Annotated in this window: 19 protein-coding genes; 12 read left to right on the forward strand and 7 right to left on the reverse strand. The window is 62.7% G+C overall.

What is annotated here, in order from left to right:
• Window positions 1–14: 14 nt before the first annotated feature.
• From IVB05_RS06465 to IVB05_RS06485, 5 genes are all read left to right on the forward strand, one after another.
• Entirely contained in the window at window positions 15–2,744 is a 2,730-nt protein-coding gene (locus IVB05_RS06465) for a hybrid sensor histidine kinase/response regulator (RefSeq protein WP_247783585.1), read from the forward strand.
• 35 nt (window positions 2,745–2,779) lie between these two features.
• Entirely contained in the window at window positions 2,780–3,250 is a 471-nt protein-coding gene (locus IVB05_RS06470; protein WP_247783586.1) for a chemotaxis protein CheW, read from the forward strand.
• A 58-nt stretch (window positions 3,251–3,308) separates the two neighbouring features.
• Complete coding sequence (locus IVB05_RS06475; protein WP_108517399.1) at window positions 3,309–3,674, forward strand: response regulator; 366 nt, start codon at window positions 3,309–3,311, stop codon at window positions 3,672–3,674.
• A gap of 83 nt (window positions 3,675–3,757) precedes the next feature.
• Window positions 3,758–4,918 carry a chemotaxis response regulator protein-glutamate methylesterase gene (locus IVB05_RS06480; protein ID WP_247783587.1) on the forward strand — a complete coding sequence of 387 codons (1,161 nt, stop codon included), beginning with the start codon at window positions 3,758–3,760 and terminating at the stop codon, window positions 4,916–4,918.
• Window positions 4,915–5,793 carry a protein-glutamate O-methyltransferase CheR gene (locus IVB05_RS06485; protein WP_247783588.1) on the forward strand — a complete coding sequence of 293 codons (879 nt, stop codon included), beginning with the start codon at window positions 4,915–4,917 and terminating at the stop codon, window positions 5,791–5,793. Before IVB05_RS06480 ends, IVB05_RS06485 begins: the two co-directional genes overlap by 4 nt.
• Before the next feature lie 35 nt (window positions 5,794–5,828).
• Here IVB05_RS06485 and IVB05_RS06490 read toward each other — a convergent pair whose 3' ends face one another.
• The 5 genes from IVB05_RS06490 to IVB05_RS06510 form a co-directional block, all read right to left on the reverse strand.
• Complete coding sequence (locus tag IVB05_RS06490; protein ID WP_247783589.1) at window positions 5,829–6,986, reverse strand: glutathionylspermidine synthase family protein; 1,158 nt, start codon at window positions 6,984–6,986, stop codon at window positions 5,829–5,831.
• Between the two features lie 5 nt (window positions 6,987–6,991).
• The gene (locus IVB05_RS06495; protein WP_247783590.1) at window positions 6,992–7,396 is read right to left on the reverse strand and encodes a hypothetical protein; all 405 of its coding nucleotides are present in this window, start codon (window positions 7,394–7,396) and stop codon (window positions 6,992–6,994) included.
• A gap of 2 nt (window positions 7,397–7,398) precedes the next feature.
• Window positions 7,399–7,803, reverse strand: coding sequence for a DUF350 domain-containing protein (locus IVB05_RS06500; protein WP_247783591.1), 405 nt, complete (start codon window positions 7,801–7,803; stop codon window positions 7,399–7,401).
• A 258-nt stretch (window positions 7,804–8,061) separates the two neighbouring features.
• Window positions 8,062–8,868 carry a cytochrome P460 family protein gene (locus tag IVB05_RS06505; protein ID WP_247783592.1) on the reverse strand — a complete coding sequence of 269 codons (807 nt, stop codon included), beginning with the start codon at window positions 8,866–8,868 and terminating at the stop codon, window positions 8,062–8,064.
• A 165-nt stretch (window positions 8,869–9,033) separates the two neighbouring features.
• Window positions 9,034–9,735: a response regulator transcription factor gene (locus IVB05_RS06510; RefSeq protein WP_247783593.1), complete on the reverse strand. Its 702-nt coding sequence runs from the start codon at window positions 9,733–9,735 to the stop codon at window positions 9,034–9,036.
• A gap of 366 nt (window positions 9,736–10,101) precedes the next feature.
• Between IVB05_RS06510 and fliI the strand changes: the two genes are divergently transcribed.
• From fliI to IVB05_RS06530, 4 genes are all read left to right on the forward strand, one after another.
• On the forward strand, window positions 10,102–11,427 hold the full coding sequence (fliI, locus tag IVB05_RS06515) for a flagellar protein export ATPase FliI (protein ID WP_247783594.1): 1,326 nt from the start codon (window positions 10,102–10,104) through the stop codon (window positions 11,425–11,427).
• A gap of 110 nt (window positions 11,428–11,537) precedes the next feature.
• Window positions 11,538–11,954, forward strand: a complete 417-nt coding sequence (gene fliJ, locus IVB05_RS06520; protein WP_057842912.1) for a flagellar export protein FliJ — start codon at window positions 11,538–11,540, stop codon at window positions 11,952–11,954.
• Window positions 11,955–12,137: 183 nt separating this feature from the next.
• Window positions 12,138–12,698: a sigma-70 family RNA polymerase sigma factor gene (locus IVB05_RS06525; protein WP_247783595.1), complete on the forward strand. Its 561-nt coding sequence runs from the start codon at window positions 12,138–12,140 to the stop codon at window positions 12,696–12,698.
• Between the two features lie 3 nt (window positions 12,699–12,701).
• Window positions 12,702–13,649: an anti-sigma factor gene (locus IVB05_RS06530; RefSeq protein ID WP_247783596.1), complete on the forward strand. Its 948-nt coding sequence runs from the start codon at window positions 12,702–12,704 to the stop codon at window positions 13,647–13,649.
• 314 nt (window positions 13,650–13,963) lie between these two features.
• Here IVB05_RS06530 and IVB05_RS06535 read toward each other — a convergent pair whose 3' ends face one another.
• Both IVB05_RS06535 and flhA read right to left on the reverse strand, forming a co-directional pair.
• Window positions 13,964–14,170, reverse strand: coding sequence for a hypothetical protein (locus IVB05_RS06535; RefSeq protein ID WP_057834980.1), 207 nt, complete (start codon window positions 14,168–14,170; stop codon window positions 13,964–13,966).
• Window positions 14,171–14,498: 328 nt separating this feature from the next.
• Window positions 14,499–16,736 carry a flagellar biosynthesis protein FlhA gene (gene flhA / locus IVB05_RS06540; protein ID WP_247783597.1) on the reverse strand — a complete coding sequence of 746 codons (2,238 nt, stop codon included), beginning with the start codon at window positions 16,734–16,736 and terminating at the stop codon, window positions 14,499–14,501.
• Window positions 16,737–17,921: 1,185 nt separating this feature from the next.
• On the opposite strand from flhA, the gene IVB05_RS06545 reads away from it, so the two are divergent.
• The 3 genes from IVB05_RS06545 (at window position 17,922) to IVB05_RS06555 (ending at window position 19,956) form a co-directional block, all read left to right on the forward strand.
• The gene (locus IVB05_RS06545) at window positions 17,922–18,176 is read left to right on the forward strand and encodes a hypothetical protein (RefSeq protein ID WP_247783598.1); all 255 of its coding nucleotides are present in this window, start codon (window positions 17,922–17,924) and stop codon (window positions 18,174–18,176) included.
• 796 nt (window positions 18,177–18,972) lie between these two features.
• Entirely contained in the window at window positions 18,973–19,434 is a 462-nt protein-coding gene (locus IVB05_RS06550) for a GNAT family N-acetyltransferase (protein WP_247783599.1), read from the forward strand.
• A gap of 255 nt (window positions 19,435–19,689) precedes the next feature.
• The gene (locus IVB05_RS06555; RefSeq protein ID WP_247783600.1) at window positions 19,690–19,956 is read left to right on the forward strand and encodes a hypothetical protein; all 267 of its coding nucleotides are present in this window, start codon (window positions 19,690–19,692) and stop codon (window positions 19,954–19,956) included.
• Window positions 19,957–20,373: the final 417 nt, after the last annotated feature.

Below are 20,373 nucleotides of genomic sequence, written 5' to 3' on the forward strand. Positions count from 1 at the left end.
CGAAGGCCAGTTTCATGGATGATTTGTTGCGGGAGTTTTTGACCGAAACCAGCGAGAGCCTGGATACGGTCGACAATCAGTTGGTGCGGTTCGAGCAGGACCCGAGCGACGCGAAGATCCTGGATAACATCTTCCGGCTGGTCCACACCATCAAGGGCACCTGCGGCTTCTTAGGTCTGCCGCGGCTGGAAGCGCTGGCCCATGCCGGCGAGACGCTGATGGGCAAATTCCGCGACGGCATGCCGGTCAAGGCCGAGGCCGTGACGCTGATCCTGAGCAGCATCGACCGCATCAAGGAAATTCTCGCCGGCCTTGAGGCCACCGAAACCGAGCCCGAGGGCACCGACGAAGATCTGATCGAGAAGCTGCACGCGATGGCCGAGGGCGGCCACCATGCGGAAGCTGCGGCTGAGCCCGCGCCAGTCCCCGTCGTTGCCGCACCGCCCGTTCAGCCGGCGGTGACATCAGGCACGTTGATCGAGCAGGTGCTGGAACGCCCCTTGCGTCCCGGCGAAGTCTCGCTCGACGACCTCGAGCGCGCCTTCCGCGAGACCGCGACCGAAGTCGCGCCCGCGCCGAAGCCCGCCGCCAAGCCGGCCGCGCCGGAAGCCGCCCCCGAGCCGCAGGTTGCAAAGGAAGTAAAGGCAAAACCTGCCAAGCGCGCCGCTGTCGCCGACACCGACGTCCAGGAAGCCGACAAGATCGCCAACCAGTCGATCCGCGTCAACGTCGACACGCTCGAACATCTGATGACCATGGTCTCCGAGCTGGTGTTGACCCGCAACCAGCTTTTGGAAATCTCCCGCCGCAACGAGGACACCGAGTTCAAGGTGCCGCTGCAGCGTTTGTCGAACGTCACCGCCGAACTGCAGGAAGGCGTCATGAAGACGCGGATGCAGCCGATCGGCAATGCCTGGCAGAAGCTGCCGCGGATCGTCCGCGACCTCTCCGGCGAACTCGGCAAGCAGATCGAGCTCGAGATGCACGGCGCCGACACCGAACTCGACCGCCAGGTGCTCGACCTGATCAAGGATCCGTTGACGCACATGGTGCGCAACTCCGCCGACCACGGCCTGGAGACCCCGGCCGAGCGGCTGGCTTCAGGCAAGGGCGAGCAGGGCACCATCCGCCTCTCGGCCTATCACGAGGGCGGCCACATCATCATCTGCATCGCCGACAATGGCCGCGGGCTCAACACCGAGCGGATCAAGGCCAAGGCAGTCTCCAACGGTCTCGTCACCGAGGCCGAACTGGAGAAGATGACCGAAGCCCAGATCCACAAGTTCATCTTCGCGCCGGGCTTCTCGACCGCGGCCACCGTCACCTCGGTCTCCGGCCGCGGCGTCGGCATGGACGTGGTGCGCACCAATATCGACCAGATCGGCGGCACCATCGACATCAAGTCGGTAGCCGGTGAGGGCTCTTCTGTCACCATCAAGATCCCGCTGACGCTTGCCATCGTCTCGGCCCTGATCGTGGAGGCCGCCGGCGACCGCTTTGCCATCCCGCAACTGTCCGTGGTCGAGCTGGTCCGCGCCCGCGCCAACTCCGAACACCGCATCGAGCGCATCAAGGACACCGCTGTCCTCAGGTTGCGCAACAAGCTGTTGCCGCTGATGCACCTGAAGAAGCTATTGAAGATCGACGACGGCTCTTCCTCCGATCCCGAGAACGGCTTCATCGTGGTGACGCAGGTCGGCAGCCAGACCTTTGGCATCGTGGTCGACGGCGTGTTCCACACCGAAGAAATCGTGGTCAAGCCGATGTCCACAAAACTGCGGCACATCGACATGTTCTCCGGCAACACCATTCTCGGCGATGGCGCCGTGATCATGATCATCGACCCCAACGGCATTGCCAAGGCGCTCGGCGCCTCCGGCTCCTCGGCCCATGAGATGGCCGACGAGGCGTCGGCCGCGCATGCGATCGGCGGAGAACAGCTTACCTCGCTTTTGGTGTTCCGCGCCGGATCGAGCCAGCCCAAGGCGGTCCCGCTCGGCCTCGTCACCCGGCTGGAGGAGATCGCCACCGACAAGATCGAGCTCAGTAACGGCCGCTACATGGTGCAGTACCGCGAGCAGCTGATGCCGCTGGTGCAGATGAATGGGGTCACCGTCCAGACCACGGGCTCGCAGCCGATCCTGGTGTTCGCCGACGACGGCCGCTCGATGGGGCTCGTGGTCGACGAGATCATCGACATCGTCGAGGAGCGGCTGCACATCGAGGTCGCCGGCCAGCAGGAGGGCATTCTCGGTTCCGCCGTGATCAAGGGCCAGGCCACCGAAGTGATCGACGTCGGCCACTTCCTGCCGATGGCGTTTGCCGACTGGTTCTCGCGCAAGGAGATGCGGGCTTCATCAACGGCGCAATCGGTGCTGCTGGTCGACGACTCAGCGTTCTTCCGCAACATGCTGGCGCCGGTCTTGAAAGCCGCCGGCTACAAGGTGCGGGTCGCCGTCAACGCGCAGGAGGGGCTGTCCGCGCTGCGCTCGGGCCTCACCTTCGACGTGGTGCTGACCGACATCGAAATGCCGGACATGAACGGCTTCGAGTTCGCCGAAACCATCCGCGCCGACAACAATCTGAGCACGATGCCGATCATCGCTTTGTCCTCGCTGGTGTCGCCGGCGGCGATCGAGCGCGGGCGGCAGGCCGGCTTCCACGATTATGTCGCCAAGTTCGACCGTCCCGGCCTGATCGCGGCGCTGAAGGAACAGACCGCCGAGACCAGCAGAGCGGCATGAACAAGTTCAGCCGGACGGCGTAAGGAAACAAGCACATGACAACCAAGACCGAGACCATCGAGGGCACTGTCGCCGAATACGTCACCGCCGTGATCGGCGGGCAATTGTTCGGCCTGCCGATCTCGCGGGTGCAGGACGTGTTCATGCCGGAACGGCTGACGCGGGTGCCGTTGTCGTCGGCCGAGATCGCCGGCGTGCTCAACCTGCGCGGCCGCATCGTCACCGTGGTCGACATGCGCGCCCGGCTCGGCCTGCCCAAGAACGACGACGGCAAGCCGCCGATGGCGGTCGGCGTCGATCTGCGCGGCGAGTCCTACGGCCTTCTGATCGATCAGATCGGCGAGGTCCTGAAACTCCGCGACGATGGCCGCGAGGAAAACCCCGTCAATCTCGATCCCCGCATGGCCAAGCTCGCCGGCGGCGTTCACCGTCTCGACGGCCAGCTCATGGTCGTCCTCGACGTCGATCGCGTTCTCGAAATCGTGCCGGACCTGATGGCGGCATGAAGACCGAAGCTGGAATGAAAACATCCCTCTTGGGATTTAATATAGTTGGAGACCTAAAATGAAAACATGTCTGGTCGTCGATGACTCGAGCGTCATCCGAAAAGTCGCACGCCGCATCCTCGAAGGTCTCGACTTTCAGATCGTCGAAGCCGAGGACGGCCAAAAGGCGCTTGAAGTCTGCAAGCGCGCCATGCCCGAAGCGGTTCTGCTCGACTGGAACATGCCGGTCATGGACGGCTACGAATTCCTCGGCAATCTGCGCCGCATGCCCGGCGGCGACGCGCCCAAGGTGGTGTTCTGCACCACCGAAAATGACGTCGCACACATTGCGCGAGCGCTGCATGCCGGCGCCAATGAGTACATCATGAAGCCGTTCGACAAGGACATCGTCACCGCGAAGTTCCAGGAAGTCGGCCTGCTCTGATCTCGGGCAGGTGATCCCGGCGGCTCAACGGCCTTCGGCGTTGTTTTTGTAAGTGTGCCGCTTGAGTTGGGTCGGGTGAAGTAATGAGTGTTGCGTTAACGAAGTCTCCACCGCCAATCTCGACACGGCAAGACAAGCTGCGCGTGATGGTGGTCGACGACTCCGTCGTGATCCGCGGGATGATCTCGCGCTGGATCGGCGCCGAGCCGGACATGGAGGTCTCGGCCTCCTTGCGTACCGGTCTCGACGCCGTCAACCAGATCGAGCGCATCAAGCCCGATGTTGCCGTGCTCGATATCGAAATGCCGGAGCTCGACGGCATTTCGGCGCTGCCGCAACTCCTGGCGAAAAAGCGCGACCTCGTCATCATCATGGCGTCGACGCTGACCCGCCGCAATGCGGAGATCAGCTTCAAGGCGCTTTCGCTCGGCGCCTCCGACTACATTCCAAAGCCGGAGAGCACGCGCGAGGCCACCGCGGCCGAGACCTTCCACCACGATCTGATTCAGAAGATTCGTCATCTGGGCGCCCGGGCCCGCCGGCGTGCGTCGCCGGCCGCGAGCCCATCCATGGCGCCGGCCCCCGAGCGGGCACGCGACTTACCGGTCCATCATCCGGTTGCGCAACTGCCGCTGGCGCGCCGGCCCTTCAGCATGCTGGCGCCGCGGGTGCTTCTGATCGGTTCGTCGACCGGTGGCCCGCAGGCCCTGATGACGCTGGTTGCCGACATCGGCCCGGTGATCGATCGCTTTCCGGTGCTGATCACCCAGCACATGCCGCCGACCTTCACCACGATTCTCGCCGAGCATCTGGCGCGCGCGAGCCGCCGGCCGGCGCATGAAGCCGTCGATGGCGAGATCGTCAAGCCCGGCCGGATCTATCTGGCGCCGGGCGGCCGCCACATGCGCGTGGTGCGCCACGGCGCCGAGACTGCGATCGCGCTCGACGACGGGCCGCCGGTGAATTTCTGCAAACCCGCGGTGGACCCGCTGTTCAACTCCGCCATCGACGTCTGGCAGGGCGGCATCATGTCGGTGATTCTGACCGGCATGGGCTCCGACGGCATGCGCGGCGGCAAGGACATCGTCGCCGCCGGCGGCAGCGTGATTGCCCAGGACGAAGCGACCAGCGTGGTGTGGGGTATGCCGGGCGCGGCCACCAACGCAGGTATTTGCGCGGCGGTTCTGCCGCTCAATCAGATCGCGCCAAAACTGGTTCGGTTGTTTTCAGGAGATCGTTCGTGACGCCTTCAGACTATGAGTATCTGCGTAAGCTTCTGAAAGAGCGCTCCGGGCTCGATCTTTCCGCCGACAAGCAATATCTGGTCGAAAGCCGGCTGTTGCCGCTGGCGCGCAAGTCCAGCCTGCCGGGAATTCCCGAGCTCGTCGCGAAGATGAGGAGCGGGGCGGAAGCGATGACGGCGGAGGTGGTCGAGGCGATGACCACCAACGAGACGTTCTTCTTCCGCGACAAGATTCCGTTCGACCATTTGCGGGATACGATCATCCCGGCGATGGCGCAGGCGCGCGCGGCCCGTCGTTCCCTGCGCATCTGGTGCGCGGCGTCCTCCACCGGGCAGGAGCCGTACTCGATCGCGATGTGCCTGAAGGAAGCAGGTTCCCTGCTGTCGGGCTGGCGTACCGAGATCGTCGCGACCGACCTGTCGCAGGCGGTGCTGGAAAAATCGAAGGCCGGAATCTTCAGCCAGTTCGAGGTGCAGCGCGGATTGCCGATCGGGTTGCTGGTGAAGTACTTCACCCAGAACGGCGAGCTTTGGCAGATCAATGCCGAGATTCGCAGCATGGTGCAGCATCGTCAGCTCAACCTGCTGCAGGACTTCTCCCATCTCGGCGTGTTCGACATCGTCTTCTGCCGCAACGTGCTGATCTATTTCGATCAGAATACCAAGACCAGTATCTTCGAGCGGCTCTCCCGGATGCTGGAGCCCGACGGCGTGCTGGCGCTGGGCGCGGCCGAATCCGTGGTCGGCATTACCAACACCTTCAAGCCCTATCCGGAGCGCCGCGGACTTTACCGTCCGAACATCGCGCCGGTGATACGGGTGGGGGCGTCGACCCTGGTGCCGCAAACCCTGCGGGCCGTCGCCGCGGCGCGCTGAGCCTGGTCTTCGACTCGTCCGCCTGCCATGCCGCGCTATACGATCGCGTGCGGCAGGAAGCGGGACGTGTTGCCGGTGATCGGGTTCTCGTCCTCGCGGATCGACAGGCCGCATGGCGTGTGATCGACCAGCCAGCTTCCAAGCACCGGGTATTGGTCGGTGAAGCTCGGCAGCGGCGCTAAGGCCTGCCGAATGAATCCTTCCGCCCCGTACGGGCCTCGCTGTTCCATCAGCGTGGTGCCGGCGCTGACGAGCGCGACATTGGCGCCTTCGCGCGAATAAAGCGGCTTGCGCACGAACGAGGAGCCGAGCATCGACGCCTTCGGATCGTCCTCGAAATAGGCCGGCAGCAAATTGGGGTGCTTCGGAAACATCTCCCATAGCAGTGGTAGAATACCCTTGTTGGAAAGGATCGCTTTCCAGGGCGGCTCGATCCAGCGTGTCGGCGCACTCGCGAGCTTCGCGCCGAACGCGTCCTGAAACATCCATTCCCAGGGGTAGAGCTTGAAGGCGAGCCCAATTGCGCGATCGTCGAGATCGACGAAGCGGCCATCACCGCCCAGTCCGACGTCCTTGATGTCCATCAGCGTGGTCTTCAATCCGGCCTGGCTCGCGGTGTCCTGCAGATAGGCCAGCGTGCCGGCGTCCTCGGTATTCCCGGTCATGCCGGCGAGATGAAGATGCTTCGCGCCGCCGTGTTTCTTCCAGGCGTCGATCAGGCGCTCATGGATTGAATTGAACTGGTCGGCGCGCTTCGGGATGATGTTGCGCTCCATCGCCTGTTCGAGCCAGGTCCACTGAAAGACCGCCGCTTCGAAGATCGAGGTCGGCGTGTCCGCGTTGTACTCCAAGAGTTTCGCCGGGCTCCAGCCGTCGTAGCTCAGGTCCAGCCGGCCATAGAGACTGGCGTCGCGGCGGCGCCAGCTTTCGGACAGCAGCGGCCAGAAGGCTTCGGGTATTTTCAACCGGCGCAGATATTTTTCGTCGTTGATCGCGCGGCCGACCAGTTCGAGGCACATCGCATCGATCTCGGCGGTGGGCCCTTCGATCCGCCGTTCGATCTCGTTCAGCGTGAACGCGTAATAGGCCCGTTCGTCCCAATAGCGCTCGCCGTCGATGGTGTGAAAAGTGAATCCCACGCTTTCGGCGGTGGCACGCCAGTCGTCGCGTTCGGGGCAGGGGATGCGCTGCATGAAATTCAGCCGCCAGAGAAGCCGACAGCGTGCCCGAACGAGCCGAAGCCGCCGCGCTGCGCGCTGTGCGAGCCGGAATCGGAAGTGCCCGAGGATGAATGGTTCGAGGACGAATCGCTCGAGTAGTAGCTGCTGCGCGACGAGCTGCCGCCGGAGCCGCCACTGGATGAAGAGCTGCGCGACGAGCATTCGGTATTGTTTTGCTGGTACGACGGCGAGGCCGCATTCGGCGATGGCTCGCAATTGCGGTGCGGCATCAGCGTGTAGGCGGCGCTGCCGACTGCAAACGTACCCATCAGCAGCAGCGCAACATGGCCCGAACGCTTGGCCGGCGGCTGAGCGGGACGCGGCGATGCCGGCACCGAGACCGGTTTGCGCTTGCCGAATTCGTGCTCTGATTTGTTGGCCATGGTCAGTAGATCATGCAGGCGGCGTTCAGTGCGCCGGCAGCCAGCGAGGACAGCCCGAGCCAGATCGCGGCGGCGAGTTCGCCGGAAGCGATCCGCTTCGACAGGTTCGGCACCGGAACCCTGACGAGGAAATAGACTGTTATCTGCACGATCAGGGCGATCGCGGCCCAGATCATGCAATCCCAGACATTGGCGGAATGGGCGATGGCACTGACCAGCGGCAGCACGAAGCCGAGCAGGCTCAGGCCCAGCGCAATGGCGGCTGCCGGCTCGTTGGCCCGGATCAGGTCGAACTCATTGTGCGCCGTGACGCGGGTATAGACGAAGAGGTAGGCCACCACGGCGACAATTGCCGTGCAGAAATAGACCAGGAACGCCGGCAGCCCGGCAAGGGATTGCAGAACCATTGAATTCGCCCCGACTCGTGCGTTCGATAAGGTTCGCACGATCTGTCAGTCGGCGCATAGACGCGGGCGGTTCAATCCCAATAAAAACTCTGCCTGGAGCCCGGTTCTGATTGGATCAGAACCGTGCACTAGATGCTTGTTTTGACGCGTTTTCTTGACGCGAACCGGTGTCCGCTTCGCTGGAAAACGCTATAAACAAAAACTTCGCTATTTCGGGCGGGGCTGGCAAATCTTCTACCGCGGCCTTGACGCAGTCGGTTATTCCCTGACCTCGATCTTGCCCTTCATTGCCGGGTGCAGGCCGCAGATGTAATCGTAGTTTCCGGCATCGGCGAGGATCAGCTGGGTGGTCTTGCCCTTCAGCGCGATCGACGAGCGCTGCGCCTTGGGGCCGGTGATCGTCACCTGGTGCGGCGAGGAATCGGTGTTGTGCCAGGTGATGGTCTGGCCCTTGCTGACCACGACGGTCTCCGGGCCGAACTTGAAGTCGGAGATCGAGACCACGCCAGGGCCCGGCGTGGGCTTTGCCATGGCGCCTTCGGGCGTGCCCTTCAGGCCCGCTAGTGAGATAACAAAATCCTGCCCGGCATGCGGCTTGTGGCAGGAAAAGCAGGCCGTCAAATTGGCCTTGTCATTGACCTTCTTGTCCGGGCCAAACGCCTGATACTCCCATTCGCCGTTCCGAATGTCATCCTTGTACTCGGTGCCCCAGCCGTCGCGCTTTTCCATCACCGTGTAGGCGACGAGGTCGCCCTTCTGGAAACGGCCGTTGGCATCCTTGAGGGGCTCGCCGGCCGCATCGAGCTGCGCCTTGTACTGGACCAGCGTCAGCACCGTGCCGCTCGGGATCGGCTGCCCCTTGCGTACCGCATCGACTGCCGCCGGCGTCGCATAGAGTTCGCGATACTGCTTGTTGTCGTAACGATCGACCGTGGCGTAGAGCGTGCCCTTGTCGAAATACTCCGGGAAGGCGACCTTGTCGCCGCCGGCGAGCGCCGAATAGCCGATGAGCGCGCCCGATGCCGATCCGAGCGCGACAGCGGCAACCAGCCTGACGTTTTTCATGACTTCCCCCATCGTTTGCGGACAATTCCGTCAGCTACGGGACAGCGGGAATCGGGTTTCAATCGGGGGACGTGAATTAAGTCATTCCCAAACAAAAACCCCGCCATTTCGGGCGGGGTCCAGTCGGGAGCAGTGAGCCTTGCAGCTCGCCGTAAACCCTGGGTGTCAGGCGGGAATGCGCTCGTCCGCCTCGTGCGGCTCGCGCAACACGTAGCCGCGGCCCCACACGGTTTCGATGAAATTGCGGCCATCGGAGGCGTTCGCCAGCTTCTTGCGCAGCTTGCAGATGAAGACGTCGATGATCTTCAGCTCGGGCTCGTCCATGCCGCCGTAGAGATGGTTGAGGAACATTTCCTTGGTGAGGGTGGTTCCCTTGCGGAGCGAGAGCAGCTCCAGCATCTGGTATTCCTTGCCCGTCAGGTGCACGCGCTGGCCGCCGACTTCGACCGTCTTGGTGTCGAGATTGACGACGAGATCGCCGGTCTGGATGACCGACTGGGCGTGACCCTTGGAACGGCGCACGATCGCATGGATGCGGGCAACCAGTTCGTCCTTGTGGAAGGGCTTGGTCATGTAGTCATCGGCGCCGACGCCGAGGCCCTTGACCTTATCCTCGATGCCGGCGAGGCCGGAGAGGATCAGAATGGGGGTCTTGATCTTCGAAACCCGGAGCTGCTTGAGCACGTCGTAGCCGGACATGTCGGGCAGGTTGAGGTCGAGAAGGATAATGTCGTAATCGTAAAGCTTACCGAGGTCGACGCCTTCCTCTCCGAGATCCGTCGTATAGACGTTGAAACTCTCGGATTTGAGCATCAGCTCGATCGACTGCGCGACGGCGCTGTCATCTTCTATCAGCAAAACGCGCATGCCAGTCCCCTTTAGTCCGCCGCTCCGGGCGTCAGGTCGGCCGCACTTGCGGCACTCAAAACGCCTTTGAACAACTGATTCGGATCCTGACAACACATGGTTAACAAACTCTGATTCCGGTTCGCAAGGTCTTTAAGTGCAATTTTTATCGAATCGCCCTAAGATGTTGCGTCGAAGCAGTTTTTTCCTACCGTGCGTACTCAGGCTCCACATGAAGAGACGGGCCTAACCGACTCCCGCGATTCGTCCTTCTTCTGACGGGCGAGCGCTCTCAGTCACCAAAGACAGTGACGCAATGATTAATGATGCGGGTAAACACGAGGTTAAGCGCCGTTCGCTAAAACGCGGAAACTTAAGGTTTTCGCAATGAAGGCGCTCGCGGAGCAGATCGGCGATATCGACGGCGTCAATATATATGGCCGTGTTGTGGGCGTGCGCGGGCTGATGGTCGAGATCGCGGGGCCCATTCATGCGATGTCGGTCGGCGCCAGGATCGTCATCGATACCGGCGGCAACCGCTTCATCCCGGCCGAGGTGATCGGTTTTTCCGGCAGCAATGCTGTGGTCATGCCATTCGGTGGGCTCGACGGTGTCAGGCGCGGTTGCCGCGCGGTCATTGCAACGGCGGCCAGTCAGGTGCGGCCGTCACCGGCCTGGCTCGGCCGCGTCATCAACGCCATGGGGGAACCGATCGACGGCAAGGGGCCGCTGGCGCAGGGGCCGTCGCCGATGCCCTATCGCAACTCGCCGCCGCCGGCGCATTCGCGCAAGCGCGTAGGCGCCCCGCTCGATCTCGGCGTCCGTGCGCTCAACACGTTCCTGACCTGCTGCCGTGGTCAGCGGCTCGGCATCTTCGCAGGTTCCGGCGTCGGCAAATCGGTGCTGCTGTCGATGCTGGCGCGCAACGTCGATGCCGACATTACTGTCATCGGCCTGATCGGCGAACGTGGCCGCGAGGTGCAGGAATTTCTGCAGGAGGATCTCGGCGACGAGGGTCTTGCGCGCTCGGTCGTGGTGGTGGCGACATCGGATGAGCCCGCCTTGATGCGGCGGCAGGCGGCTTATCTGACGCTGGCGATCGCGGAGTATTTCCGCGATGAGGACAAGGACGTGCTGTGCCTGATGGACTCGGTCACGCGCTTTGCGATGGCGCAACGCGAGATCGGGTTGTCGGCCGGCGAGCCGCCGACCGCCAAGGGCTATACGCCGACCGTGTTCACCGAATTGCCGAAACTCTTGGAGCGGGCAGGGCCGGGCACCGGCATTGGCACCATCACCGGCATTTTCACGGTGCTGGTCGACGGCGACGACCATAACGAGCCCATCGCCGACGCGGTCCGCGGTATTCTGGACGGCCACGTCGTGATGCAACGCTCGATTGCGGAGCGCGGGCGGTTTCCCGCGATCAATATCCTCAAATCGGTCTCCCGCACCATGCCGAGATCGGCCAATCCGGACTATCTGCCCGTCATCATGCGGGGCCGCCAGGTGATGGCGACCTACGCCGACATGGAGGAACTCATTCGTCTTGGCGCCTACCGGGCGGGTTCGAGCCCCGAAGTCGACGAGGCGATCCGGCTGCACGAGCCGCTGGAGGCCTTCCTTCGCCAGGCCAAGGACGAAAAATCAGGCCTGGATGACGGCTATCGCCTATTGGCGCAAATCCTCACCAATTTGGAAACGGAACGCTAACTTTGTCAGGCCATCATCCCCGGCACATGATTAATGACGCCGGTGGGGCCCCCCGGGGGAGCCGGCCTCCGTCCCGCGTTCAGATTGGGACTTCTGGGGAGTATGAGTCGATGAAGTCACGCGAAACGCTGATCCGCCTGAAGAAATTTCAGGTCGATGAAAAGCGCCGAAGGGTTACCCAGATCGAAGGCATGATCGCCGACTTCCAGCGCATGTCGGTCGATCTCGAGCGCGAAATCCAGACCGAACAGGAGCGGGCCGGGATCAACGACCCCTCCCATTTCGCCTACCCGACCTACGCCAAGGCCGCGATCCAGCGCCGGGAGAACCTGACCCGTTCCGCCGACGAACTGCGCATCCAGCTTGAGGATGCCAAGAGCCTGCTGAGCGAAGCGTTCGAGGAACTGAAGAAGGTCGAACTGCTCGACGAGCGCGATCAGGCGCGCGAGCGCGCCGAGGAGAGCGCCCGGGAGCAGGCCGACATGGACTCCATTGGCCTGATGCGCGCCCGGCTTGGCGTCGCCTGACGCTTCTCTCACACTCATCGGTTGAATGATCGAAAACCCGGGCCACAAGGCCCGGGTTTTTCTTGTCCAGATTCCCCGAAACCGGCGACTTGGTGGCCCCTTTGGCGCAGGGTATGCTACGAAACTTCTCGACGGCTCCGGCGTAAGACGCGGGTGGAGGATCGAGGTTTTGGGGGACGTTGAATGCTGACGCCAGCGGAGCTGGTATGGCTGATTGCCGCGGTGGCGAAGGGGGATCAGGCCGCTTTTGAGCGCCTTTACGCCGCCACGCGTGCGAAACTCTTCGGCGTCGTGCTCCGTATCTTGCGCCGTCAGGACCTCGCGGAGGAGGTCATTCAGGAGGCTTACGTCAAGATCTGGAACAGCGCCGGCCAGTTCAACCCGGCGCTCGCTTCGCCGATTACATGGATGGTGTCGATCGCGCGCAACCGGGCGATCGACGTGGTGCGCAAGAAGAGCGAAAGCTCGATCGAGGAGGAGCCTGCCGCGATGGAAGTCGCGGCCGATTCACCCGATCCGCTGGCGCGGCGCGAGATGACGGAAGAGTTGAAGCGGTTGCTGGAATGCGTCGGCCGCCTCGAGCCGGATCGGCAGAAGCTCGTGCTGCTGGCCTATTACAACGGCTGGAGCCGCGAACAGCTTGCCGCCAAGTTCGAGGCGCCAGTGAATACGGTGAAGACGTGGCTGCGCCGCAGCATGATGGACATAAGGGAGTGTCTCGGGCTTTCGGGGTCCGGATCTTGAACGATGGCCTATAGCGAAGACCATATCGCGCTCGCCGCGGAATATGCGCTCGGCACCCTCGATGCCGACGAACGCGCGCAGGTCGAGACCATGATGGCCGTCGATACCGAATTCACCGCGATCGTGCACGCCTGGGAATACCGGCTCGGCGTGCTGAACCAGATGGTCGGCTCCGTCGAGCCGCGACCGATCGTGTGGGAAAACATCAAGGCCGCGATCGGCCATTCCACCGGGCAGCAGGCGCCGCTGGCGCTGCACGAGGCGCCGCCGCCGTCCCCGCCGCCGACTGAACCCGTGGCCGAGCCTGTGGTGGCCCAGGCGCCGCCAGCCGTCGAGACACCAGCGGCCGTCGAAGCGCCGCCGGCTGCCGCGCCTCCGACCGCCGTAGATAATTCGAACGTCATTCAGTTGACGGGCCGGGTCCGGCGCTTGCGCAGCGTCGCGTCGATTGCCACCGCGCTTGCCGCAGCCCTGGTCGGGATGCTGGCGGTGCAGGTCTATCGGCCGGAACTGCTGCCGGACGCGCTGCGGCCGAAGCCGCGCATCCAGACGGTCGAGGTCAAGACGCCGGCGCCATCGCCCGTGCCCTCGGCGCAATACGTTGCGCTGCTGCAGCGCGACGCGGGCTCGCCCGCCTTCATCTTGACGGTCGACGCCGCCACCAAAAATTTCACCGTCCGCAAAGTTGGCACCGATGCCGAGCCCGGCAAGAGCTTTGAGCTCTGGTTGATCTCCGACAAGCTGCCGCAGCCGCGTTCGCTCGGCGTGATCGGCGGCAGCGATTTCACCGCCCGCCCGGTGCTCGCCGACTACGACGCCGGTACGATCAATGCCGCGACCTACGCGGTGACCGTCGAGCAGGCCGGTGGATCGCCGAGCGGCAAGCCGACCTCGACGCCGATCTATACCGGCAAGCTGATCGAGACGGTGCCGGCCGCCGCGCCGCGCTGAGGCGGTCTGAACGGAGTTCACCATGCCGAACTGGCTCGGGCCGCTTCTCGTTCTCATCCTCCTGGCGGGATTTATCGGATACGCATTTCGCCAAGGCACGAAGGTCACACGGAGCGGAGATTCAAGCGAGCCGTGGACAGGCGGCGACGGTTCGACGGGCGGTGATGGGCACACCGGACACTAGTCCGACAAAAAGAAAACGCCCGTGGGGAGCGGGCGTTTTCGTAGTCAACTTGGGGGTAGTTGGGGTCTTAATTATCCACGTGGCGACTTTGGGGGGCTGTAAGAGCCACGTGAATTCCGTGAATTCTCCTTTAGCGTACGACAGAGTTGCCTGAACTCGTAATCACGACCGGCTTACCGGCCTTCATGACGCGCGTGCTCGCGGTCTGGGTCAGACCTTCATCCGAGGTCGTGCGCGCGGAGATGCTGAAACCGGCGACCACGATACCTGCAACCAAAGCCACGACCACGATCTTGAGATGGGTCGTGCGATCTGCGCTGTAGATCGAGTGGTTCATGGAAGTCTCCTGCCGCCTTCCGTCCTGCAAATTCGTCGATGCCATTCACAGGGCGGTTCAACGTCTCGCGTCAGCAAACGTAGGAATCCCGGGAATAGTTCCCAAGTGGCAATCACAAGGCGGTGAAAAGACTTGAACGGCCGCGATTGGAATCGCCGTGCCGATCGCCGGAAATGAATAAATATTCAGCTTCTATAATAGCTTAAATGGACTTCGCACTTCTCGATGCCGAATGGTGCCGGATCGGCCATTTTCGACAAACCATTTGCATGTGGCGAAAAAGCTTCGCCTTTTCGCCGCTGATTTGCCTGGGCGACTTGCGTTCCGCCTAGACGCTTCCCACCGTCTTCAGCCGCGCGCGCGGGTGGATCTCGGCCTGCGACAGCACGGTGGTCTGCGAGCGGAAGCGCTCGACCAGCGAGCGGACGAACGGCCGGATCGCCGCCGACGTGACCAGCACCGGCGCTTCGCCTTCGCGGGCGGCCTGCTCGAAGGCGTTGCGGACCGAGGTCATGAACTCCGACAGCTTTGAGGGCTGCATGGCGAGGCTGCGTTCCTCGCCGGTGCCCACGATCGATTCCGCAAACGCCATCTCCCAGCGCGCCGACAGCGCGATCAGCGGCAGGTAGCCGTTGTAGGTGGTGTTCTGCGCGCAGATCTGCCGCGCCAGCCGGGCGCGGACGTGCTCGACCATGGTGGCGGGGTGCCGCGAGAAGGCGAGCGCGTCGGCGATGCCTTCGAGAATGGTGGAGAGATCGCGGATCGAGATCCGTTCGGCCAAGAGCAACTGCAGCACGCGCTGGATGCCCGAGACCGTGACCGAACTCGGCACGATATCCTTGACCAGCTCGCCTTGTTCCTTCGGCAGGTCCTTCAAGAGCTTCTGCACCTCGCCATAGGACAAAAGATCGCTCATGTTGTTCTTGAGCAGCTCGGTCAGATGTGTCGACAGCACGGTGGCGGCGTCGACCACCGTGTAGCCCTTCAGCGACGCCTCTTCCTTCAGCGCGGCGTCGACCCAGGTCGCCGGCAGTCCAAACGTCGGCTCGACGGTATGGATGCCGGGCACGCCGACCTGGTTGCCGGCGGGGTCCATGACCATGAACTGGTTCGGCCAGATCTTGCCGGAGCCGGCGTCCACTTCCTTGATCTTGATGACGTAGGTGTTGGCCTCGAGCTGGACGTTGTCGAGGATGCGCACCGCCGGCATCACAAAGCCCATTTCGATGGCGAGCGACCGGCGCAGCGCCTTGATCTGCTCGGTCAGGCGGTCGGTGCCGTCGGGACCGTTGACCAGCGGCAGCAGCGCATAGCCGAGTTCGATCTTGAGGTCGTCGATCTTGAGCGCGGTGGCGATCGGCTCTTCGGCCGCGGCCTGGGCGGCTGCGGCGGCGAGTTCGGGCGCTGCCGCTGCGGCCGCTTCCGCTTCCCTGACGGCGCCGTTGCGTTTCCGCGCCTTCCAGGCCAGCGCCGCGGCACCGCCGCCGAGCGCGAGGAAGGGCAGCATCGGAATGCCCGGCAGCAGCGCCAGCACCAGCATCACGCCGGCCGACATGCCGAGCGCCTGCGGGTAACCGGAGAGCTGCTTCATCATCGCCTTGTCGGCCGAACCGGTGATGCCGGCCTTCGACACAAGGAGGCCCGCCGCGGTCGAGACGATCAGCGCCGGCACCTGCGTTACCAGGCCGTCGCCGACCGTCAGGATGGTGTAGGTGCGGGCGGCGTCGCCAAAGCTCATGCCCTGCTGGGCGACGCCGATGATGATGCCGCCGATGACGTTGATGAAGACGATCAGGAGCCCTGCGATGGCGTCGCCGCGGACGAATTTCGAGGCGCCGTCCATCGCGCCGAAGAAGCCGCTTTCGTCTTCCAGCGCCTTGCGGCGTGCTTTCGCGGTCGCCTCGTCGATCAGGCCGGCGGACAGATCAGCGTCGATCGCCATCTGCTTGCCGGGCATCGAGTCCAATTGAAACCGCGCGGCGACTTCGGCGATGCGGCCCGAACCCTTGGTGATGACGACGAAGTTCACGATCACGAGAATCGCGAACACGATAATTCCGATCACGAAATTACCGCTCATCACGAAATTGCCGAAGGCTTCGATGACGTGGCCGGCCGCCGCCGTGCCCTCATGGCCGTGCGACAGGATCAGGCGGGTCGAGGCCATGTTGAGCGACAGCCGCAGCATGGTCGAGATCAGCAGCACGGTCGGAAACGCCGAGAATTCCAGCGGCGCCTGGATGAACAGCGCCGTCATCAGGATCAGGATCGACACCGTGATCGAGATCGCCAGAAACAGATCGAGGACGATCGCCGGCAGCGGCAGGATCAGCACCACCAGGATGGTGAGGACGCCGAACGCCAGCGCCAGATCGCCGCGCTTTAAGATATCTCCGATTTCGCCGAGGCTCGGAAACTTGCCGCTTTCGCCTGCGCCGCCCTGACCCGCCGTGACATCGACCATGGTAGCCGCTTCCCCCCGCGATTGACGCCCGCGGGCGCCAAACGTCTGCGCGGCGGCCGAAGGGCCGCCGGTCCGAAAGTGAGGCACCGCACTGGCGTCCACGGGGTTCCTCCCGTTCTACGCGGCCGACGACACTCGACTTCACTCGGCAATTCTTGCCGGGTGTATGGTTAGCAAAGGGTTAACGGGGGGTGGTGCGGGCCGTATTTCGGGCCGCTGTCAGTCTCACCCGCATGCCCCCGCCGCCAGAGCCGTCATTGCGAGGAGCGAAGCGACGAAGCAATCCATCTATCCCCACGCGGAGAGGTGGATTGCTTCGCTGCGCTCGCAATGACGGGGAGAGAACACACCTCCGCATTCCCGCGGCGCGTTTCGCCCGGGCTTTGCCAACCGTTTCGCCCAAACGAGAGGGCGCAGGGAATGCCGGGTGCTTGCTGCACCCGCGGTCTCGTGTGCAAGAGATGGAGGTAGAGGCGCACACGAGCATACAGGTACAGCCGGAGCACTCCGGCATCCCCTGCGCAATGGTTTTACGGCTTATGCCGAGCTCTCCCCGGAGACGAATTCCTTTTGCCTCCGTCATCGGCGAATTGACGGTGTTGGCAAGCCCGGTCGGGCTCGCAACACCTCCGCCGACTTGACGCCAGCCACGGGCGCCAGGACCACACGGTTTTGCCGTACGCTTCAGCGTCGTTCGTCTGCCGCGCCGCCGATCGCTCACGAGCTAAAGCCCGCCCTGCGATCTTATCAGCGCAGCGGGCGCTGCCGCGTCCACCGCATTCCGACCCACGTCCGTGACGATCGCGATACGCCCCTCTTGGCGGGCCGGAACGGGCGGAGTTGTAGGGCTGATTTGGGGGAGGCGAGAAGAAGTATATTTTTGCGGCGAGGAGTGGACCGGGCAAATCACGTTGATCGGGTTCAAGATATTCGTCTCATCGCGCATCGCCCTGCCGGGCTCGGCTCGTCCCCGATCATTGTCCACCGCAAAACCGCTTTAGGTCAGCCCGGCTGCATTTTCCGACTCGGTGAACCATGATCGCTTATCCAAAATTCAGCTTGGTTTGCGGGGCCAAGGCATGAGCCAGTTTTCTTTTATGTTCCTTCTCGTGACGGCGCTGACGCTTACCGTATGCGTCGGAGTGGCAGCTTGGCGCATCTCCGATGATCGGCCAGACGTTACTGGAAGCACTTCGCCGACAACTATCCACTGGCGCTGAAATCCATCTCCTCTCAGGGAACGCCCGTATAGCTACGGGCTTGCTCTCTACCGTTGGTTGCGCTTGGATGGCAGCCGGGCTGGGGTTCAAGAATGCGAAATCTGGGAATCGTGGTGCTAGGCGCCGCGCTGGCGGGCTGCGCGTCTTCGCCACCGCGGCCGCCATCGTGATCTTTTGGCCGGCAGCTTTCTTCGTCGGCGGTGACAAACAGACGGCAGCGGAACTGTCCCAGATGAAGGGGCAAATGGTGGCCGTTGAGCAAGCCTCTATCGCCAAGAAGTGCGGAATCCAATTTCAAGGGCCGCGCCCGCCGGGCACGTAGTTGAACCTCCAAATCGAGAGTCGCGAATTGCAAACTGAACAAGGTTCGCGACGATCGGCGCGACCGTCGGAATCATCGTACCTTGTTGGGAGCGACGATTGCCTCTTTGGCGAACTCTCAGGCCATCAAGCGTCAGTTTGTAGGATGGGTAGAGCGAAGCGAAACCCATCAGACTTGTTGAATGGAATAGAGGGTGGGTACTCCACCCATCCTGCGAGCTGTTGAGCCGCTTTCGTTGTCGCGTTCCTCGGCTTAAAGCCGCCGCCGCTGCCGAACTCACAGCAACAGTGTTTGAACTGGAACGATGTCCGGGCCGGAAAACTACGGGGGGTCTCGTCGCTTACTGGCACCCTCCTTGCTCTACACACGAATGTGCGTGAGCGCGTCCTGAAACTGACCGGCGGAGGCTACCGATGGCAAACTCATCTCAAATTGAAACGCTCCGGGAAACCGCAGCGGCGAACAGGTTTCAAATCGCGACACTGATCGAAAACCTGTTGCGATCGATCGAGCTACTCGCCGTTGACATCGAGCACGAAGAGACGCGCGCGGGTGTTCGCGACTTGTCTGACCCAACGTACCCGGTGTTGGCGCGGAGCCTCAGGTCGCGGAGAGATAACATTCGGGCTACCTTGGCATCGTTGGGGGCGTTGGTTCATGCATCCGAGGCGGCCTAAGACTGCGTAACGGCAGCCCGAAGGATGGGTGGAGCGAAGCGATACCCATCAATGCGCCTGCGCATGGTGTTGGCGGGTTTCGCTCCGCCGATCCTGCGCGCTACTTGGGGACTGCGCTCATGACCATCACGGCAAGAGCTGTTGCGAAGCATGATCTCAAACTGATTTGCGAGCATCGCGAGCGAATGTTCGCCGAGTCCGGCCGCACGCGCGAAGCCTTGCGGCCGATGACTGTGGCCTTCGAGCGGTGGCTTTCACCGCTGCTCGATGACGGCAGCTATTTTGGCTGGATGCTCGAAGACGCCGGGGTCGTGATCGCGGGTCTCGGCATGATGGTGATCGACTGGCCGCCGCATCCGAGCCATCCGGCCGACCATCGCCGCGCCTACATCCTCAACGTCTTCGTGGAGCCTGAGCACCGCCGCAGGGGATTGGCCAGGCGGTTGATGGCGCTGGCCGAAGAGAGAGCTCGCGAACTCGGCGTTGGCTATGCGCTCCTTCATTCGACGCGGCAGGGCCGTCCGCTTTACGAGAGCCTCGGATGGGGCCCGACGAGCGAGATGGCGATCCGCTGGGAATAAGTGCAAAGGCCGGAGGATCGAAGGAGTTGGCTCTGCGCACCGCAGAAAAACGCATCCAGAAATGGTCTTGCGTGCAAGCGTGCTACCGCAGTCGTTTCTGTCGGCCCTTGCCCAATTTGTTCCAGCGGAGCGCTGCTTTAGTTAAGGGAACTGCGGCCCTGAAAATCGATTGTTCCTGTGCTGCCTTATTGGAGGCAGGGAAATTGGAAGTGGCAATTGGAAGTGGACGGCACGGGCTTCTGCCGGAGCACTTTAATGAAAACATTTTTCAAGGTCGTCATCTGGATGGCGGCCGCCGTCACGGGTCTTGTTGTTTGGAACGTGGCTCCTGACTTTCGACCGCTAATCTCCTCGATTCTTGCGGCAGCATTCGTCTGTTACGTGTTGTCTATTATCGTTGAAGTCACCGTTAAGCGCGTCATATCGGACGAACAGCTGGAGCTTCGCAGCCGTCTTGAAGTCCTGGACCGCAAGGTCACCGCAATTCTGCGGGACGCGTCTGAACGACGCCGCGTTCGATGACAATTTGAAGCAGCGATGTGCGATGCGAGCGCTGATAAGCAGGCCAGCCTTGCTGGCGTAAACGCGCCATGAGGCCTGGTAACTTCCCCGGGCTACATTCACTCAAAAAGCAGGGCGATCAGTCCGCCGCTGAGCGCGACCAGCCAGATTAGCGAGACCACGAAGGGGACATCGTGATGTGTCATGGCTCTTCAGCCTAGCGAAAGGCCGCCGATCCTATGATCCAGCGGCGCCCCAGGTTACAATCAATTGCAAATATTTCGCCTCCTGGACCTTGGAGGATACACCCGGTGCGAGCCGCTTACCATAACATATGGTAGTTTCGGGATAAAGTGGCAAATGTCGAAGATGAAGAGCCGGGTCGACTATCACCCAGCTCACCATGAACATCTTCGCGATCGGCGGGCGATGACAAAA

Origin of the sequence: Bradyrhizobium sp. 170 (assembly GCF_023101085.1) — a bacterium.
GTDB lineage: Bacteria > Pseudomonadota > Alphaproteobacteria > Rhizobiales > Xanthobacteraceae > Bradyrhizobium.

Excerpts from the sequence above, each read along its gene's own strand:
- IVB05_RS06465 (WP_247783585.1), top strand. The coding sequence starts at position 15 with ATGGATGATTTGTTGCGGGAGTTTTTGACCGAAACCAGCGAGAGCCTG.
- IVB05_RS06470 (WP_247783586.1), top strand. The coding sequence starts at position 2,780 with ATGACAACCAAGACCGAGACCATCGAGGGCACTGTCGCCGAATACGTC.
- IVB05_RS06475 (WP_108517399.1), top strand. The coding sequence starts at position 3,309 with ATGAAAACATGTCTGGTCGTCGATGACTCGAGCGTCATCCGAAAAGTC.
- IVB05_RS06480 (WP_247783587.1), top strand. The coding sequence starts at position 3,758 with ATGAGTGTTGCGTTAACGAAGTCTCCACCGCCAATCTCGACACGGCAA.
- IVB05_RS06490 (WP_247783589.1), bottom strand. The coding sequence starts at position 6,986 with ATGCAGCGCATCCCCTGCCCCGAACGCGACGACTGGCGTGCCACCGCC.
- IVB05_RS06495 (WP_247783590.1), bottom strand. The coding sequence starts at position 7,396 with ATGGCCAACAAATCAGAGCACGAATTCGGCAAGCGCAAACCGGTCTCG.
- IVB05_RS06500 (WP_247783591.1), bottom strand. The coding sequence starts at position 7,803 with ATGGTTCTGCAATCCCTTGCCGGGCTGCCGGCGTTCCTGGTCTATTTC.
- IVB05_RS06505 (WP_247783592.1), bottom strand. The coding sequence starts at position 8,868 with ATGAAAAACGTCAGGCTGGTTGCCGCTGTCGCGCTCGGATCGGCATCG.
- IVB05_RS06510 (WP_247783593.1), bottom strand. The coding sequence starts at position 9,735 with ATGCGCGTTTTGCTGATAGAAGATGACAGCGCCGTCGCGCAGTCGATC.
- fliI (WP_247783594.1), top strand. The coding sequence starts at position 10,102 with ATGAAGGCGCTCGCGGAGCAGATCGGCGATATCGACGGCGTCAATATA.
- fliJ (WP_057842912.1), top strand. The coding sequence starts at position 11,538 with ATGAAGTCACGCGAAACGCTGATCCGCCTGAAGAAATTTCAGGTCGAT.
- IVB05_RS06525 (WP_247783595.1), top strand. The coding sequence starts at position 12,138 with ATGCTGACGCCAGCGGAGCTGGTATGGCTGATTGCCGCGGTGGCGAAG.
- IVB05_RS06530 (WP_247783596.1), top strand. The coding sequence starts at position 12,702 with ATGGCCTATAGCGAAGACCATATCGCGCTCGCCGCGGAATATGCGCTC.
- IVB05_RS06535 (WP_057834980.1), bottom strand. The coding sequence starts at position 14,170 with ATGAACCACTCGATCTACAGCGCAGATCGCACGACCCATCTCAAGATC.
- IVB05_RS06545 (WP_247783598.1), top strand. The coding sequence starts at position 17,922 with ATGGCAGCCGGGCTGGGGTTCAAGAATGCGAAATCTGGGAATCGTGGT.
- IVB05_RS06550 (WP_247783599.1), top strand. The coding sequence starts at position 18,973 with ATGACCATCACGGCAAGAGCTGTTGCGAAGCATGATCTCAAACTGATT.
- IVB05_RS06555 (WP_247783600.1), top strand. The coding sequence starts at position 19,690 with ATGAAAACATTTTTCAAGGTCGTCATCTGGATGGCGGCCGCCGTCACG.